Source organism: Kitasatospora sp. NPDC114501, from assembly GCF_055633695.1.
The window spans coordinates 1-14640 of the sequence record NZ_JBVKDS010000001.1 but is presented as its reverse complement, the minus strand read 5'-3'; the positions used below and the strand labels follow the sequence as shown (position 1 = coordinate 14640).

General features: G+C 73.4%; 14 protein-coding genes and 1 rRNA gene. 4 read left to right on the top strand and 11 right to left on the bottom strand.

What is annotated here, in order from left to right:
* Window positions 1-102 precede the first annotated feature (102 nt).
* Both ACZ7RU_RS00075 and ACZ7RU_RS00070 read right to left on the bottom strand, forming a co-directional pair.
* On the bottom strand, window positions 103-993 hold the full coding sequence (locus tag ACZ7RU_RS00075; protein WP_470338689.1) for an ATP-grasp domain-containing protein: 891 nt from the start codon (window positions 991-993) through the stop codon (window positions 103-105).
* Window positions 990-1937, bottom strand: coding sequence for an ATP-grasp domain-containing protein (locus tag ACZ7RU_RS00070; RefSeq protein ID WP_470338688.1), 948 nt, complete (start codon window positions 1935-1937; stop codon window positions 990-992). The genes ACZ7RU_RS00075 and ACZ7RU_RS00070 overlap by 4 nt, the downstream gene beginning before the upstream one ends.
* 208 nt (window positions 1938-2145) lie before the next feature.
* On the opposite strand from ACZ7RU_RS00070, the gene ACZ7RU_RS00065 reads away from it, so the two are divergent.
* On the top strand, window positions 2146-3012 hold the full coding sequence (locus ACZ7RU_RS00065; RefSeq protein ID WP_470338687.1) for a GNAT family N-acetyltransferase: 867 nt from the start codon (window positions 2146-2148) through the stop codon (window positions 3010-3012).
* A gap of 39 nt (window positions 3013-3051) precedes the next feature.
* Here ACZ7RU_RS00065 and ACZ7RU_RS00060 read toward each other — a convergent pair whose 3' ends face one another.
* Together ACZ7RU_RS00060 and ACZ7RU_RS00055 are read right to left on the bottom strand one after the other, a co-directional pair.
* Window positions 3052-3480: a fic family toxin-antitoxin system, toxin component gene (locus ACZ7RU_RS00060; RefSeq protein ID WP_470338686.1), complete on the bottom strand. Its 429-nt coding sequence runs from the start codon at window positions 3478-3480 to the stop codon at window positions 3052-3054.
* Entirely contained in the window at window positions 3477-3713 is a 237-nt protein-coding gene (locus ACZ7RU_RS00055; RefSeq protein ID WP_049659744.1) for a toxin-antitoxin system HicB family antitoxin, read from the bottom strand. Before ACZ7RU_RS00055 ends, ACZ7RU_RS00060 begins: the two co-directional genes overlap by 4 nt.
* A 239-nt stretch (window positions 3714-3952) precedes the next feature.
* Between ACZ7RU_RS00055 and ACZ7RU_RS00050 the strand changes: the two genes are divergently transcribed.
* Window positions 3953-4147, top strand: coding sequence for a hypothetical protein (locus ACZ7RU_RS00050; RefSeq protein WP_470338685.1), 195 nt, complete (start codon window positions 3953-3955; stop codon window positions 4145-4147).
* A gap of 144 nt (window positions 4148-4291) precedes the next feature.
* On the opposite strand, the gene ACZ7RU_RS00045 is transcribed toward ACZ7RU_RS00050, so the two are convergent.
* Complete coding sequence (locus tag ACZ7RU_RS00045) at window positions 4292-5587, bottom strand: class I SAM-dependent RNA methyltransferase (protein ID WP_470339291.1); 1296 nt, start codon at window positions 5585-5587, stop codon at window positions 4292-4294.
* Window positions 5588-5991: 404 nt separating this feature from the next.
* A complete protein-coding gene (locus ACZ7RU_RS00040; protein ID WP_470338684.1) occupies window positions 5992-8067 on the bottom strand; it encodes an APC family permease in 2076 nt (691 codons plus the stop codon).
* A 248-nt stretch (window positions 8068-8315) separates the two neighbouring features.
* Between ACZ7RU_RS00040 and ACZ7RU_RS00035 the strand changes: the two genes are divergently transcribed.
* Together ACZ7RU_RS00035 and ACZ7RU_RS00030 are read left to right on the top strand one after the other, a co-directional pair.
* A complete protein-coding gene (locus ACZ7RU_RS00035) occupies window positions 8316-8984 on the top strand; it encodes a potassium channel family protein (RefSeq protein WP_470338683.1) in 669 nt (222 codons plus the stop codon).
* Window positions 8984-9655 carry a potassium channel family protein gene (locus ACZ7RU_RS00030; RefSeq protein WP_470338682.1) on the top strand — a complete coding sequence of 224 codons (672 nt, stop codon included), beginning with the start codon at window positions 8984-8986 and terminating at the stop codon, window positions 9653-9655. Before ACZ7RU_RS00035 ends, ACZ7RU_RS00030 begins: the two co-directional genes overlap by 1 nt.
* An 80-nt stretch (window positions 9656-9735) precedes the next feature.
* On the opposite strand, the gene ACZ7RU_RS00025 is transcribed toward ACZ7RU_RS00030, so the two are convergent.
* The 5 genes from ACZ7RU_RS00025 to rrf all read right to left on the bottom strand — a co-directional run.
* Entirely contained in the window at window positions 9736-10464 is a 729-nt protein-coding gene (locus ACZ7RU_RS00025) for a DUF3159 domain-containing protein (RefSeq protein WP_470338681.1), read from the bottom strand.
* A complete protein-coding gene (locus ACZ7RU_RS00020; protein ID WP_470338680.1) occupies window positions 10461-10868 on the bottom strand; it encodes an OB-fold nucleic acid binding domain-containing protein in 408 nt (135 codons plus the stop codon). Before ACZ7RU_RS00020 ends, ACZ7RU_RS00025 begins: the two co-directional genes overlap by 4 nt.
* Window positions 10869-10933: 65 nt before the next feature.
* The gene (locus ACZ7RU_RS00015; RefSeq protein ID WP_049657530.1) at window positions 10934-11614 is read right to left on the bottom strand and encodes a response regulator; all 681 of its coding nucleotides are present in this window, start codon (window positions 11612-11614) and stop codon (window positions 10934-10936) included.
* A 113-nt stretch (window positions 11615-11727) separates the two neighbouring features.
* Complete coding sequence (locus ACZ7RU_RS00010; protein WP_470338679.1) at window positions 11728-14319, bottom strand: DUF4118 domain-containing protein; 2592 nt, start codon at window positions 14317-14319, stop codon at window positions 11728-11730.
* A gap of 253 nt (window positions 14320-14572) precedes the next feature.
* Window positions 14573-14640, bottom strand: a 5S ribosomal RNA gene (gene rrf, locus ACZ7RU_RS00005); the annotation flags it as partial.

The window sequence follows — 14640 nt, the reverse complement described above, 5'->3', positions numbered from 1 at the left end:
CTTCTCTCGCCGTACGCCCCGGCCGGTCGGGGCGCCAGCCAGCCTAACGACCTCCGCGGACCGACTCCCCGCACCGATGCCCAGGCCGCCGCGCCGACCGGCCTACCGCGTGCCCCTCCCCGGCCCCGTCCCCGCGAGCGCCCGTCCGGCGGCCTCCCGCCCGACGGCGTCGGGCTCGACTGACTCCCGACCCGCCGGGCCCCGTCCCGCGAGCACCCGCCCGCGCTCCGCCCCGACCCGCAGCGCCAGCGCCACGAGCGCCTCCGGCGCGCCGGGCCGGCCACGGACCCCCGGGAAGGCGTTGACGTCCACGATGACCGGCTCGGCGGGCCCGTCGAGCAGGTCGACCCCGTACACGTCGAGCCCGAACACCTCGCCGACCCGCAGCGCGAGCGCGGCCCGCCCGGCGGACGGCTCCCAGTCCTCCGCCCGCCCCGACTTCCCCGTACCGGTGGCGAGTTCGGACTGCCGCCGGGCCGCGAACACCTGCCCGTCGACCACCCACAGCTTCTGGTCCCAGCCGGTCCCCGGGACGAACGGCTGGGTGACGACCGGCTCCTCCGGCCAGCGCTCGGCGAGTTCGCGCAGCCGGGCCGGGCCGTCCACCCGGGCGACCAGGTCGTGCCGCCTGCTGTGCCGACTCTTCACCACGAACGGGTAGGCCGGACCGGCGAGTTCGCCCAGTCGCCCGGCCGCGTGCGTGGCCGCGAAGGGCAGTCCGGCCGCACGGGCGAGGTCGGCCATCCGCACCCGGTCCTGGCACAGCTCGGTGGCCGCCGCCGAGTTGACCACCGGCGCGCCCCGCCGCTCCAACTCCCGTGCCAGCGCCAGCGCCTGGGGCGTACGGGCCTTGAGCAGGTAGACGTCCGCCAGCCCGGTCACCGGCCCCGCCGGCGGGACGGCCGCCACCTCGTGCCCCTGGCGCACCAGCAGTTCGGCGGCCGCCGCCAGCACCGGATGGCCGGGGTCCCCGGCGATCAGCCCGACCTTCACAGCAACTCCCCCTCGCCGAAGCCCCGTCGTCCGTACGGCCCGCCGCCCGCGGGCACCAGCGCGGCGGCCGACCCGCCGGGCACCGACCCGCCCGACACCGGAACGGCCGACCCGCCGGGCACCGACACGGCCGTCCCGCTGCGCGCGAGCCGCAGCACCGCCCGGGCGACCTTGGCCACCGCGTCCGGCACCTGCCGGAAGCTCGGGAAGTCGTTGACGTCCACCACCACCGGCCCGTCCGGCCCCAGCAGCACGTCCACCCCGTACAGGTCCAGCCCGAACACCTCGCCGACCTGCGCCACGATCCGGGCGACGCTGCCCGGCAGCGGCACCTGGCGCTCACGCACGCCCTGCCCGGGGTGCAGCGGGGAGGAACGCTCCGTCGCGAAGAGCTCGCCGTCGACGCAGTACACCTTGAGGTCGGTCCCGGAGTTGGGCACGTACGGCTGCGCGATCAGCAGCCCCTCCCCCGCCAGCTCCGGCCCGACCTCCAGCAGCTGCTCGGGGCCGCGCACCAGCCGGACGGCGCGCCCGGAGCTGCCGTCGGCGGGCTTGACCACCAGCGGGTACTCGGTGGCCGGGATCTCCGCCAGCCGTTCCCAGCGCGCGGCCGCGTACGTCACCGGGACGGGCAGGCCCCGGGTGCGGCCGATGACCGCGGCGAGCGCCTTGTCCCGGACCCCGCGGATCGAGCGCACGTCGTTCACCGTGGTGAGGCCGACGGCGGCGGCCGACTCCAGCAGGGTCAGCCCGGGCCCGCCGGACACGGTCTTGAGCACCCAGGCGTCGTGGCTGCCGGCCCGAACCTCCTCGGAGATCGCCAGCAGCGAGTCCCCGGGGCGCAGCACGTCCACCCGGTGCCCCCACGCCGTGAGTTGGCGCGCCACGTCGAGCGGCATGCCGTCGCGCCGGTAGTGTTCCTCCACCAGAAAGCAGAGCCTCATGGGCCTGTCTTCCCCCTTGCCTCGCCGAGTGCAGACGTCCGCCGTCCCCCTCGGCAGAGCTGTAAAGCCTTCAGCATGCACGCCGTGTCCGCACAAGATCGCAGCGAGCGGGTAAGCGTTCGGCAACAATCGGCCCCGGCCGACTGGCGGCTACGGGCCCCGACCCCGTCGACAAACCGGTGGCGCCCCGCCCTCCGCCCCTGCTTGGATGCACGCCGTGACCCCAGCTGATCATGCTTCCGACCGTCCCCTGCTCGACGAGATCGAGCGCTACTACGACGCCGTGCCGCGCAGCGCCGCCCGCACCGAGGACTTCGGCCCGCTGACCCTCTTCGTCCGCAAGGGCGCTACCGGCTGGCACTACTACGCCCGCCCGACGTTCGGCCACGACGGCCCGGCCGTCACCGCCGAGGACGTCCGCCGGGTGCTGGCGCGCCAGCGCGAGCTGGGCGTGCCGGAGGCCTTCGAATGGGTGGCCGAACGGAACCCGGAGCTGCGCGCGGCGGTCGAGGCGGCCGGTCTGACGGTGCACGAGCACCCGCTGCTGGTGCTCGACGCGCAGCAGGAGCCGGCCCCGGCGCCGGTGCTGCCGGAGCGGGTGGAGGTGCGGGTGCTGGGCCCGGACGCGCCCGAGCTGGCGGAGGCGGTGGCCGTCCCGCACGTGGCCTTCGGCAGCCCGGGCACCGCCACCGGCACGGCCGGCGCGGCCGAACTGGCGCGGAGCGCGGCCGCGTTGACGGCCGAGGGCGGGGTGGCGCGGATCGCGCAGCGGATCGGCGACGGCACCACCGTGCTGGCCGCGGCCCTGGAGGGCGGCGCGCCGCTGTGCGCGGGCCAGCACAACCCGGTGGGCCCGGTCACCGAGGTGGTCGGGGTGGGCACGCTGCCCTCCGCCCGCCGGCGCGGCCTGGGCCTCGCGGTCACCGCGGCCCTGGTCGCGCACGCCCGGGCCGACGGCGTACGGACGGTGTTCCTGTCCGCCACCGACGAGGACGTCGCCCGGATCTACCGCAGGGCCGGCTTCCGCCGGTTCGCGACCGCCCTGATCGCGGAGCCCGCCGCCCCCCGGGGCTGAGGCGGCGCAGCCGGTGCGCCACGACGGGGACGGCGCCGGTCAGTCGTCGTCCTCGTCCTCCTCGTCCGCCCCGGTGACGCCCTCGCCCTCCGCCTCGTCCACCACCCAGGCCGCCAGCCGCTCGGCGACGCCCGACACCCCGAGCCGCCCCTCGCGGATGGCCCGGGAGAGGCTGCGCACCTCGCGGGCGGTGGTGGCGACGGTGCAGCCGCTGGCGACCAGGTAGGCGTAGGCGACGGCGGTCGCGAAGAGTTCGTTGGTCTTCTCCAGCGCGGGCACCCGGATCAGCTGGTGCATCAGCGCGGCGGCGCGGTCCTGCGGTTCGGGGTAGACCGAGATGTCGAAGATCTCGGCCTGGTGCCGGGTGACGGCCGCGAGCAGCGAGCCGTAGTCGGTGACCTGCGGGTCACCGGGGGTGTACTGCTCGGCGGTCATCAGCAGCCACGAGAGGTCGACCTCCAGCTTCAACGGCGCACGTCCTGGAGGTCGCCCGGCTCCCCGAACTCGGCGAGGAAGGCCGACTCGTACTCCTTCATGAACTGCGCGGCCGCGTCCACGAAGGCCCGCCCGGACTCGCCCATGTCCTGTTGGACCAGGCGCTCGATGTACTGGTTCATGGAGATCCCCTGCTGCTCCGCCCGTTCCCGGGCCATCTCGGCGGTCGTGGCGTCGACCCGCACGTTCAGCTGCTTCTTACCCATGCCGTTCAAGCTAGCGCTCAAGTGCTAGCACAACAAGGGCGCGTGCACACCGCCCGCACACCTGCCGCACGCCCCCACGCAACCTTGCCGTCACCTCCGGCCTGATCCGGGCCCCGTTCCCCGCCCGCGGGGTCCCCCCACCAGGACGAGCGGGACTTGAAGAGTGCCGCACCGTCCGGGACTCTGAGAACTCCCCTGCGCTCCCCCGAGCGGGCGCCGACCGGTGCGGAGGCCGACCGATGACAGCCATGTTCGACCAGGAGCTGCGCGAGCAGCTCGCCCAGGCCCGCCGGGACCTCGCGGCGGCACGGGCCGAAGGGGACGCCGACGGCGTCCAGGCGTACGAGGGCCGGGTCGCCTCGCTCCTGCGGCTCGCCGCCCAGCACGGCATCGACCTCCCGCACAGCACCGACGAGGAGGAGCACAACGAGTAGCCGGCCATGGACGCGAACGCGTAGCCGCGGAGGAACGGCCGCGAACGCGTGGCCGGCCCCGGACGCGGCGGAGGCGGTCACCCCGAACGGGTGACCGCCTCCATCGCTTGCCGGTGCCCGGGGGACGGCCCCCGGTACCCGGGATCACTCCCCGGTCGGCTCCAGGATCGCCACGCACTCGAAGTGGTGGGTCATCGGGAACAGGTCGAAGGCCCGCAGCGACACCGGCCGGTAGCCGCCCTCGCGGAAGAACTTCAGGTCCCGGGCGAGCGCCGCCGGGTCGCAGGCCACGTACGCGATCCGGCGCGCCTCCAGGCCGGCCAGGTGGGCGACGGTCTCGCGGCCGGCGCCCGAGCGCGGCGGGTCCAGCACGATCAGGTCGGTGGCGGTGATGCCGGTGCGCGGCAGCAGCGTCTCGACCCGGTCGCACTCGATCCGCACGTTGTCCAGCGCGGCCAGGTTGTGCCGGGCGTCGACCACGGCCTGCTTGGCGGACTCGATGCCGAGCACCGCGCCGTCCTCGCCGACCCGGTCGGCCAGCGCGCCCGCGAACAGGCCGACTCCGCAGTACAGGTCGAGCGCGTTCTCGCCCCACTGCGGGTCCAGCCCGTCCAGCACGGCGTCGACCAGGGTGTCCGGCGCCTCCGGGTGGATCTGCCAGAAGCCGCCGTTGCTGACCCGCCAGGTCCGCCCGGCGGCCCGCTCGCGGACGAAGCCGCGCCCGTGCACCTTGTGCACGTCGCCCTGGTCGTCCACCCGGGCGATCGACACCGGCTTGTCCAGCTCGACCAGCGGCAGCTGGGCGCCGTCGCGCGGGGTGAGCACCACCTGGCGGTCCGAGGAGCCGGCCGCGGCGATCACCTCGACGCTCGCCACCCCCGGCCAGTCCCGGGCCTCGATGCCCAGCTCGGTGACGCCCTCGGCGGCGATCAGGCAGCGGTCCACCGGCTGCACGTCGTGCGAGCGGTGCTTGCGCAGGCCGACCTTCCCGGTCGCGGCGTCCACCGCGTACTGCACCCGGGTGCGCCAGGCCGGCACCTGCCCGGCCGGCAGCTTGCCGCCGACCGGCTCGACGCTGCCGTCCCAGCCGGCCTCGGCCGGGGTGAGCCCGGCCAGCTTGGCCAGCTGCTCGGTCAGCACCGCCGCCTTGAGCTTGCGCTGCCCGCCCGGGGTGACGTGCTGCCAGTCGCAGCCGCCGCACTTTCCCGGCCCGGAGAACGGGCAGGGCGCCTCGATCCGGTCCTTGGCGGGCTCCAGCACCTCCACCGCGTCGGCCCGCAGGAACCGCGAGGTGGTGGTCCCGTCGGTCACCAGCGCGACGACCTTCTCACCGGGCAGCGCGTGCCGCACGAACAGCACCCGCCCCTCGTGCCGGGCCACGCAGTGCCCGCCGCCGTGCGCGACCGGGCCGACCTCGACCTCGTAGCGCTGCCCGGCCAACGGCTCCCCGGAGGGCGCCTCGGGCCGCGACGGACGCGCGGCGGCGGTGCGCAGCGCCTTGGGCGGCCGCACCGCCTGCTTGCGCGGCGCCTTCCGGCCGGCCCCGGCGGCGCCCTTCGGCGCGCCCTGACCGGCGTCCTTGCCGGCACCCTTCGCCGCGCCCTTGGCGGAGCCGCCCCTGCCCGCGGCGCCCTTGCCCTTCGCGGCCTCCGGGCCGGCGGGCTCCCGGTCCTCCCGCTCGCCCGGGACGATCGGCGCGGTGCGCGCGGTGAGGCCGTCGCGGTCGGTGGCCTCCGGACGAGCCGGACGGCCCCAGCGCGGCCGGGAGACCTGCCCGGGCTGGGAGCCGCCCCGGCGGGCGCCCTTGCCGGAGGAGCCCGAGGAGCGGGGCGGAGTGTTGCGGGTCACTGGGAGGAGTCCTTGCTGCGGTCGGAGGTGTCACCGGCGTTCGTACCGGTGGAGACGGAATCCTTCGACTGTACGGCCTTCGGCGCGCGCGGCTCGCCACGCCGGACGGCGCCCGGCGCCGACCAGGCCTTCTGCGGCTTGCGCCGCTCCGAGGACTCCAGCTGCCACGGTACCGAGGTGACCATCACCCCGGGCTTGAACAGCAGCCGCCCCTTGAGCCGCAGCGCGCTCTGGTTGTGCAGCAGGTGCTCGTACCAGTGGCCCACCACGTACTCCGGGATGTAGACCGAGACCACGTCCCGCGGGCTGCTGCGCCGCAGGTTCTTCACGTAGTCCAGGACCGGCCCGGTGATCTCGCGGTACGGCGAGTCCAGCACCTTGAGCGGCACCTCGATGCCGCGCTCGTCCCACTCCCGCCGCAGCGCCGCGGTGTCCGCCGGATCGACGTTGACCGTGACGGCCTCCAGCGTGTGGGCCCGGGCCAGCCTGGCGTACGCCAGGGCGCGCAGCGCCGGCTTGTGCAGCTTGGAGACCAGCACGATGGCGTGCACCCGGGTGGGCAGCACCACGTCGTCCGGCTCCTCGGCGGCGGTGAGCTCGTCGGAGATCCGGTCGTAGTGGCGCCGGATGCCCTTCATCATCACGAACAGCACGGCCATCGCGGCGATCGCGATCCAGGCGTGGCCGATCTTGGTGACCAGCACGACGATCAGCACGGCCATGGTCATCACCAGGCCGAAGGCGTTGATCGCCCGGCTGCGCTGCATGTGACGGCGCTTGGCCGGGTCGGTCTCGGTGCGCAGCAGCCGGGTCCAGTGCCGGATCATGCCCGACTGGCTCATGTTGAAGGCGACGAAGACGCCGACGATGTAGAGCTGGATCAGCCGGTTCGGATCGGCGTCGAAGGCGAGGATCAGCAGGATCGCGGCGATCGCCAGCAGGATGATGCCGTTGGAGAAGGCCAGCCGGTCGCCGCGGGTGTGCAGCTGGCGCGGCAGGTAGCGGTCCTGGGCGAGGATCGCGCCGAGCACCGGGAAGCCGTTGAAGGCGGTGTTGGCGGCGAGCACCAGGATCAGACCGGTGACCGCCGCGACGAAGTAGAAGCCGGGCGTGAAGTTGTTGAACACGGCCTCGCTGATCTGCGCCAGCGCGGTCTTCTGGTGGTAGCCCGGCGAGGCGCCGACGAGCTGCTCGCTCGGGTTCTCGGCCATCTGGACACCGGTCAGCCGGGCCAGCCAGATGATGCCCATGAACATCACTACGGCGATGCTCGCCATCATCAGCAGTGTGGTGGCGGCGTTCTTGCTCTTCGGCTTGCGGAAGGCCGGCACGCCGTTGGAGATCGCCTCCACACCGGTGAGCGCGGCACAGCCCGAGGAGAACGACTTCAGCAGCAGGAACACCATCGCGAAGCCGGCCAGCGAGTCGTTGCCGGGGGTGGCGGCGAGGTGGAAACCGGAGCTCTCGGCGGGCATGTCCTGGTCGAGCGCGAAATGCCGGAAGACGCCGTAGCCGACCATTCCGATCACGCCGACCATGAAGGCGTAGGTGGGAACGGCGAAGGCGCTTCCGGACTCCCGCACACCGCGCAGGTTCATGCCCATCAGCAGTACGACCACGACCACGGACACGATCGCCTCGTGGCCGCGCAGCGCGGGCACGGCGGAGACGACGTTGGCGACGCCCGAGGTGGTCGACACGGCCACGGTGAGCACGTAGTCGACCATCAGCGCGCTGGCGACCACCAGACCGGCGGCCGGACCGTGGTTGACGGTCGCGACCTCGTAGTCACCGCCACCGCTGGGGTAGGCGTGCACGTTCTGCCGGTACGAGGCGACCACGGCGAGCATCACGATCGCCACGACGACGCCGATCTGCCAGGAGAAATGGATCGCCGAAGCGCCCGCGATGGACAGGGTGAGCAGGATTTCCTCGGGGGCGTACGCGACCGAGGAGAGCGCGTCCGAGGCGAACACGGGCAGCGCGAGACGCTTGGGGAGAAGCGTCTCGCCCAGCTTGTCACTGCGTAGGGCGCGCCCGATCAGGATGCGTTTCGGAAGGTCAGTCGGCATAGGCACGTTAAGGAATCGTAGGGGCTCCCCGGTCGAGGCCGCGCCGTTTGTCCCCCCCTTCGTCGCGACTGTGTTCGGTGGACCGGCTAGCGTGTCGGATACGAGTCGGCGGGCAACACTCTGGTTGTCGAGCGTTGCCGGGTCGGCGCCCCCACGAGGAACCTCGTCCCGGACGACCGGGCGGGAAACGGAGCTGAACGGTGTTTGCGCAGGTCAAGGCCCCTTCGGGACGGGTGAGGTAGGCGCCGGTGCACATCGTGATCATGGGCTGCGGCCGCGTGGGCTCCGCCCTCGCCAGAGCACTCGAGAAACAGGGCCACTCGGTGGCCGTGGTCGACCAGGACCCGACCGCGTTCCGTCGGCTGGGCGCCGGGTTCAACGGGCGCCGGGTGACCGGCGTCGGCTTCGACCAGGACACCCTGCGCGAGGCGGGCATCGAGGAGGCCGGCGCCTTCGCCGCGGTCTCCAGCGGTGACAACTCCAACATCATCGCCGCGCGCGTCGCGCGGGAGAACTTCGGCGTCGAGAACGTCGCCGCCCGGATCTACGACCCCCGCCGCGCCGAGGTCTACCAGCGCCTGGGCATCCCCACCGTGGCGACGGTCCGCTGGACCGCCGACCAGATGCTGCGCCGACTGCTGCCGAGCGGCGCCGAGCCGCTGTGGCAGGACCCGAGCGGCGGCGTGCAGCTCGCCGAGGTCGCCTACCACCCGGGCTGGATCGGCCAGCGGATCAGCCGGCTGGAGGAGGCCTCCGGCACCCGGGTGGCGTTCGTCACCCGGCTCGGCGAGGGCGTGCTCCCCTCGCCGCAGATGGTGGTGCAGGAGGGCGACCTGGTGCACGTGATGCTGCGCCGGGCCGACCTGACGGCCGTCGAGGCCGCGTTCGCACAGGGGCCGAAGGAGGAGGGTCACTGATGCGGGTCGCCATTGCCGGGGCCGGTGCCGTGGGCCGCTCGATCGCGGGCGAGCTGCTGGAGAACGGCCACGAGGTCCTGCTGATTGACAAGAACCCCAACTCCATCTCGGTGGAGCGGGTGCCGATGGCGGAGTGGCTGCTGGCCGACGCCTGCGAGATCACCTCGCTGGACGAGGCCGCGCTCCAGCGCTGCCACGTGGTGATCGCCGCGACCGGTGACGACAAGGTCAACCTGGTCGTCTCGCTGCTCGCCAAGACCGAGTACGCGGTGCCGCGGGTGGTCGCCCGGGTGAACAACCCCAAGAACGAGTGGCTCTTCAACGAGTCCTGGGGCGTGGACGTGGCCGTCTCCACCCCGCGTCTGATGTCCGCGCTGGTCGAGGAGGCGGTCAGCGTCGGCGACCTGGTCCGCCTGATGCGCTTCAGCCAGGGCAATGCCAACCTGGTCGAGCTGACCCTGGCCTCCGACGCCGTGCTGGTCGGCACCCGGGTCGGCGACGTGACCTGGCCGCAGGACACCGCGCTGGTGACCATCATCCGCGAGGGCCGGGTGCTGGTGCCGGGCAAGGACGACACCCTGGAGGGCGGCGACGAGCTGCTCTTCGTCGCCGCGCAGGAGCGCGAGGAGGAGCTGGAGCAGCTGCTCTCGGGCACCTCGGGCGCCCAGTAGCCCCGGCGGCACAGCGGAAGGGCCCGCACCCCTCGTCGGGGTGCGGGCCCTTCGCCGTTGCTCGGCCGGCCGGGAGGCGGCTACTTCGCCGGCTCCTCCTCGTCCAGCTGCGCCTTGATCGGCGGCGGCGCCTTCAGCAGGATCTGCCAGGTCACGTACATCGCCAGCAGCAGCGGCGGGATGCCGAGGGCGACCTTCAGCCAGCCCAGCAGGTTGACGTTGTGGGTGAAGTACAGCGGGAAGAGGACCAGCGGCTTGGCGCCCATGATCAGCACCCACGCCCAGGTCGCCTTGGTGTAGGCGGCCAGGCGGCCCGGGTTCTCCTTGCGCCAGGTGAACATCTCGCCGGTGATCGGACCGAGCATCACCCCGATCATCGGCCAGCGCACCAGGGCGGAGGTCGCCAGCGCGACGCAGTAGCCGACGTTCCAGAGCAGGCCTGGCAGGTAGAAGTCCTCGGCCTTGCCGCTCTTCATCGCGATCCAGGCGCCGAGGGCGACGCCGAACACCCCGCTGAAGGCGTGCTGGATGGTCTCCCGGCGCGCCAGCCGGGCCACCACGAACAGGGCGCTCAGGCCCAGCGCGGCCCAGGCGGCGCTGCTGACCTGGTGGGTCAGGTTGTACGTGACGATGAAGACCAGGCCGGGCAGCGTCATGTCGATCATGCCGCGGACGCCGCCGAAGGCCTGCAGCACGGTGTCGGCGGCCTCCTTGGAGGCGGCCCTGCGGGCGGCCTCCGCGGCCGCGTGGTCGACGGCCGGGTCGAGCTGGGCGGCGGTCTCGCCGCCGGGCTGGTTGCTCACGCTCATTCGCTCCCGTGTCCGACCGGACGCAGCTCGTAGCGGGGGTTGAACAGCACGCGGCGCCCGCGTGCGTGACCGATCCGACCGCTGGCGACCAGCCGGCGGCCGGGCTCTATCCCGACGATCGAGCGGCGGCCGAGCCAGACCACGTCCAGCGCCTCGGTGCCGTCGAAGAGTTCGGCCTCCAGGGCGGGCACACCCGCCCTCGGCCGCAGCGTCACCGTGCGCAGCGTGCCCGCGACGGTGACCAGCTCGCGGTCCCCGCAGCCGGCGATCGGTGTGCAGCCGGACTCCGCGGCGATCTCCTGGCGCAGCTCCTCGGCGTCCAGTTCCTCGGCCGAGGAGGTCAGCCGGCTGAGCATGCGGCGGAACCGCCCCTGCGGCTGGCCGCTGCTGTTGTCACCACTCATGTCGGAAGGGTACCGGGTTCCGGCCCCCCGGCGGCAGGTCGTTCGGCCGCCGGGGGCGGTCGCGGTCAGCTCTCGAACCGGTATCCCATGCCCGGTTCGGTGATGAAGTGGCGCGGGTGCGAGGGGTCGCGCTCCAGCTTGCGGCGCAGCTGGGCGAGGTAGACCCGCAGGTAGTTGGTCTCGGTGCGGTAGGCCGGGCCCCACACCTCCTGGAGCAGCTGGGTCTGGCTGACCAACCGCCCGGCGTTGCGGACCAGCACCTCCAGCAGGTGCCACTCCGTCGGGGTGAGGCGGACGTCGGCACCGTCCCGGTTGACCTTCTTGGCCGCGAGGTCGACGGTGAAGGACTCGGTGACGACCAGCGAGTCGGCCTCCCCCGCCACCGGCTCGGCCCGCCGCACCGCGGCCCGCATCCGGGCGAGCAGCTCGTCCATGCCGAACGGCTTGGTGACGTAGTCGTCGGCGCCGGCGTCCAGTGCCTCGACCTTCTCGTCCGAGGCGTGCCGGGCGGACAGCACGATGATCGGCACCCGGGTCCAGCCGCGCAGACCGCGGATCACCTCGACCCCGTCCATGTCGGGCAGGCCCAGGTCGAGGACGACCACGTCCGGATGGCGGGCCGCGGCCAGCTCCAGGGCGCTCGCGCCGTCATGGGCCGCGTCCACCTCGTACTTGCGGGCCTTGAGGTTGATCACCAGCGCGCGGACGATCTGCGGTTCGTCGTCCACGACGAGGACCCGGGTCATTTACGGGCTCCGCCTTTCAGGGCTGTCTGACTTACGGACTGGGGGACTGCTCGATGGCTCTCGTTGACGCGGCGCCGGGAGCGTGACGGGCCCGGCCGGTGCGCCGCCCGTGCTCAGGTGATCAGCTCCGCGAGCGGATCGCCGCCGTCGCCGCCCGGCACCCCCGTCTCGGGCGGCCGTTCGACCACGGGCAGGCTGACGACCATGGTGAGGCCGCCGCCCGGGGTGTCCTCGGCGGTGACGGTACCGTCCATCGCCTCGACGAAGCCCCGCGCCACCGCGAGTCCGAGGCCCACCCCGGCGCCGCGCGGCGCGTCGCCGTAGCGCTGGAACGGCGCGAAGATCTTCTCCTTGGCGTCCTCGGGCACGCCCGGGCCGCGGTCCACGATCCGCAGCTCGACCCGGGCCGGAACCCCCGGCTGCCGCAGCTCGTCGGCCTTGACCAGCACCTTGACGCCGTCCGGGCTGTACTTGACGGCGTTCTCCACCAGGTTGGCCAGCGAGCGCTCCAGCAGCCCGCCGTCGGCCCGGACCATCGGCAGCGTCTCCGGTACCTCCAGCCGGACGGACTCCGGCGGCACCCCGCCGAGCGCGAACGGCACCACCTCGTCCAGATCGGTCTCCTGGATCAGCGGGGTGACCGTCCCGGTCTGCAGGCGGCTCATGTCGAGCAGGTTGTTGATCAGGTGGTCCAGCCGGTCGGCCCCGGCCTCGATGCCGGCCAGCAGCTCGGCCTCGTCCTCCGGGGCCCAGTCGACGTCGGCCGAACGCAGCGAGGTCACCGAGGCCTTGATGCCCGCCAGCGGGGTGCGCAGGTCGTGCGAGACGGCGGCCAGCAGAGCCGTCCGGATCCGGTTGCCCTCGGCCTCCCGGCGGGCCTCGACGGCCTCCCGGGCCAGCCGGCGGCGCTCCAGCACCACGGCGGCCTGGGCCGCGAACGCACCGAGCAGGCGGCGGTCCGCGCCGGGCAGCACCCGGCCGCGCAGCACCAGCGCCAGGCTGTCGCCGACCGGGACGTCCACGTCGGCCTCCTCCGGCCGCTCCGGCGGGCGCGGCCCGGCGGCGGCCACCGGCACCCAGGCGGTGAGCGGATCGGGCCGCTCCAGCAGCGCGGCGCTCTCCTGCCCGAAGGTCTCCCGGACCTGCTCCATCAGCGCGGTCAGCACCCCGTCGCCGTTGGGCGCGCCGCGCAGCACCGTGCCGGCCAGCGCGCTGAGCGTCTGCGCCTCGGTCTGGCTGCGGGCCGCCTGATGGGTGCGCCGGGCCGCGAGGTCCACCACCGACGACACCGATATGCCGACGACGGTGAATATCGCCACCGCCATGATGTTCTGCGGCTCGTTGATGGTGAAGGTGTGCAGCGGCGGGGTGAAGTAGTAGTTCAGCACCGAGGAGCCGACCAGCGCCGAGCCGACCGCCGGCAGCAGCCCGCCGACCAGCGCCGCGCACACCGTCAGCGACAGGAACAGCAGCATGTCGGTGGAGAGCCCCAGCCCGCCGATCGCGGCCAGCACGATCGCCGTCAGCGGCGGGCCGACCAGCCCGATCAGCCAGCCGGCCACCGTCCGGGTACGGCCCAGGTCGGTGATCCCGCGGATCGGCATCCTGCCGCGCCGGCCGTGCCCGGCGTGCTCGTGGGTGACCATGTGGACGTCGATGTCCCCGGCCTCCCGGGTCACCGTGGTGCCGACGCCCGGCCCGTACAGGTACTGCCAGGCGGGCCGCCGACTGGTGCCCAGCACGATCTGGGTGGCGTTCACCCCCCGGGCGAAGTCCAGCAGGCCGGTGGCCGGGTCGTCGCCCAGCACGGCGTGGAAGGAGCCGCCGAGGCTCTCCACCAGCGCGCGCTGCTCGATCAGCGTCTGCGGCGAACCCGAGCCCACCAGCCCGTCCGAGCGGGAGATGTGCACGGCGAGCAGCTCGCCACCGGAGACCCTGGCGGCGATCCGGGCCGCCCGGCGGATCAGCGTCGCCCCCTCGGGCCCGCCGGTCAGGCCCACCACGATCCGCTCCCGGGCCTGCCAGGTGCCCTCGATGCCCTGCTCGGCCCGGTACTTCTGGAGGTACTCGTCCACCCGGTCCGCGGTCCACAGCAGCGCCAGCTCGCGCAGCGCGGTCAGGTTGCCCGGGCGGAAGTAGTTGGCGAGGGCCGCGTCGATCTTCTCCGGCGCGTACACGTTGCCGTGCGCCAGCCGTCGTCGCAGCGCCTGCGGGGACATGTCCACCAGCTCGATCTGGTCCGCCCGGCGGACCACCTCGTCCGGGACGGTCTCGCGCTGGCGCACCCCGGTGATGCCCTCGACGGCGTCCCCGAGCGACTCCAGGTGCTGCACGTTGACGGTGGAGATCACGTCGATCCCGGCCGCGAGCAGCTCCTCGACGTCCTGCCAGCGCTTGTCGTTGCGGCAGCCGGGGACGTTGGTGTGGGCCAGCTCGTCCACCAGGGCCACCTGCGGCCGGCGGGCGAGGACGGCGTCCAGGTCCATCTCGGAGAACCGGGCGCCGCGGTGCACCACCTGCTGGCGCAGCACGACCTCCAGCCCGGCGACCATGTCCGACGTCCGCCGACGGCCGTGGTCCTCCACGAACGCGACCACGACGTCCGTGCCACGCTCCTGCCGCCGGTGCGCCTCGGCGAGCATGGCGTACGTCTTGCCGACCCCGGGGGCCGCCCCGAGGTAGATGCGCAGCCTGCCTCGTCCCATGAGCACCATTCTTGATCCGGACCCGGCCCGGGAGACACCCCGGACACCTGTTCCCCTCGCCTTCGAGACTACGGCGTGCGACGCGATTTTCCGCTGATCAGTGCGCTGATCAGGCGGTTTTAGCGGCATATTGACGGCGGACCAGCCACTCGGCGGGGGTCGTTCGGGAGGGCTCGGGGAGCCCGTCGGGACCGGCCCGGAAACGCGAAGAACCCCCATCCGGAAACCGGATGGGGGTTCTTCAGCAATGATTGTTCGGCGGCGTCCTACTCTCCCACAGGGTCCCCCCTGCAGTACCATCGGCGCTGTAAGGCTTAGCTT

Excerpts from the sequence above, each read along its gene's own strand:
- ACZ7RU_RS00070 (WP_470338688.1), bottom strand. The coding sequence starts at position 1,937 with ATGAGGCTCTGCTTTCTGGTGGAGGAACACTACCGGCGCGACGGCATG.
- ACZ7RU_RS00065 (WP_470338687.1), top strand. The coding sequence starts at position 2,146 with ATGCACGCCGTGACCCCAGCTGATCATGCTTCCGACCGTCCCCTGCTC.
- ACZ7RU_RS00055 (WP_049659744.1), bottom strand. The coding sequence starts at position 3,713 with ATGGGTAAGAAGCAGCTGAACGTGCGGGTCGACGCCACGACCGCCGAG.
- ACZ7RU_RS00050 (WP_470338685.1), top strand. The coding sequence starts at position 3,953 with ATGACAGCCATGTTCGACCAGGAGCTGCGCGAGCAGCTCGCCCAGGCC.
- ACZ7RU_RS00040 (WP_470338684.1), bottom strand. The coding sequence starts at position 8,067 with ATGCCGACTGACCTTCCGAAACGCATCCTGATCGGGCGCGCCCTACGC.
- ACZ7RU_RS00030 (WP_470338682.1), top strand. The coding sequence starts at position 8,984 with ATGCGGGTCGCCATTGCCGGGGCCGGTGCCGTGGGCCGCTCGATCGCG.
- ACZ7RU_RS00025 (WP_470338681.1), bottom strand. The coding sequence starts at position 10,464 with ATGAGCGTGAGCAACCAGCCCGGCGGCGAGACCGCCGCCCAGCTCGAC.
- ACZ7RU_RS00020 (WP_470338680.1), bottom strand. The coding sequence starts at position 10,868 with ATGAGTGGTGACAACAGCAGCGGCCAGCCGCAGGGGCGGTTCCGCCGC.
- ACZ7RU_RS00015 (WP_049657530.1), bottom strand. The coding sequence starts at position 11,614 with ATGACCCGGGTCCTCGTCGTGGACGACGAACCGCAGATCGTCCGCGCG.
- ACZ7RU_RS00010 (WP_470338679.1), bottom strand. The coding sequence starts at position 14,319 with ATGGGACGAGGCAGGCTGCGCATCTACCTCGGGGCGGCCCCCGGGGTC.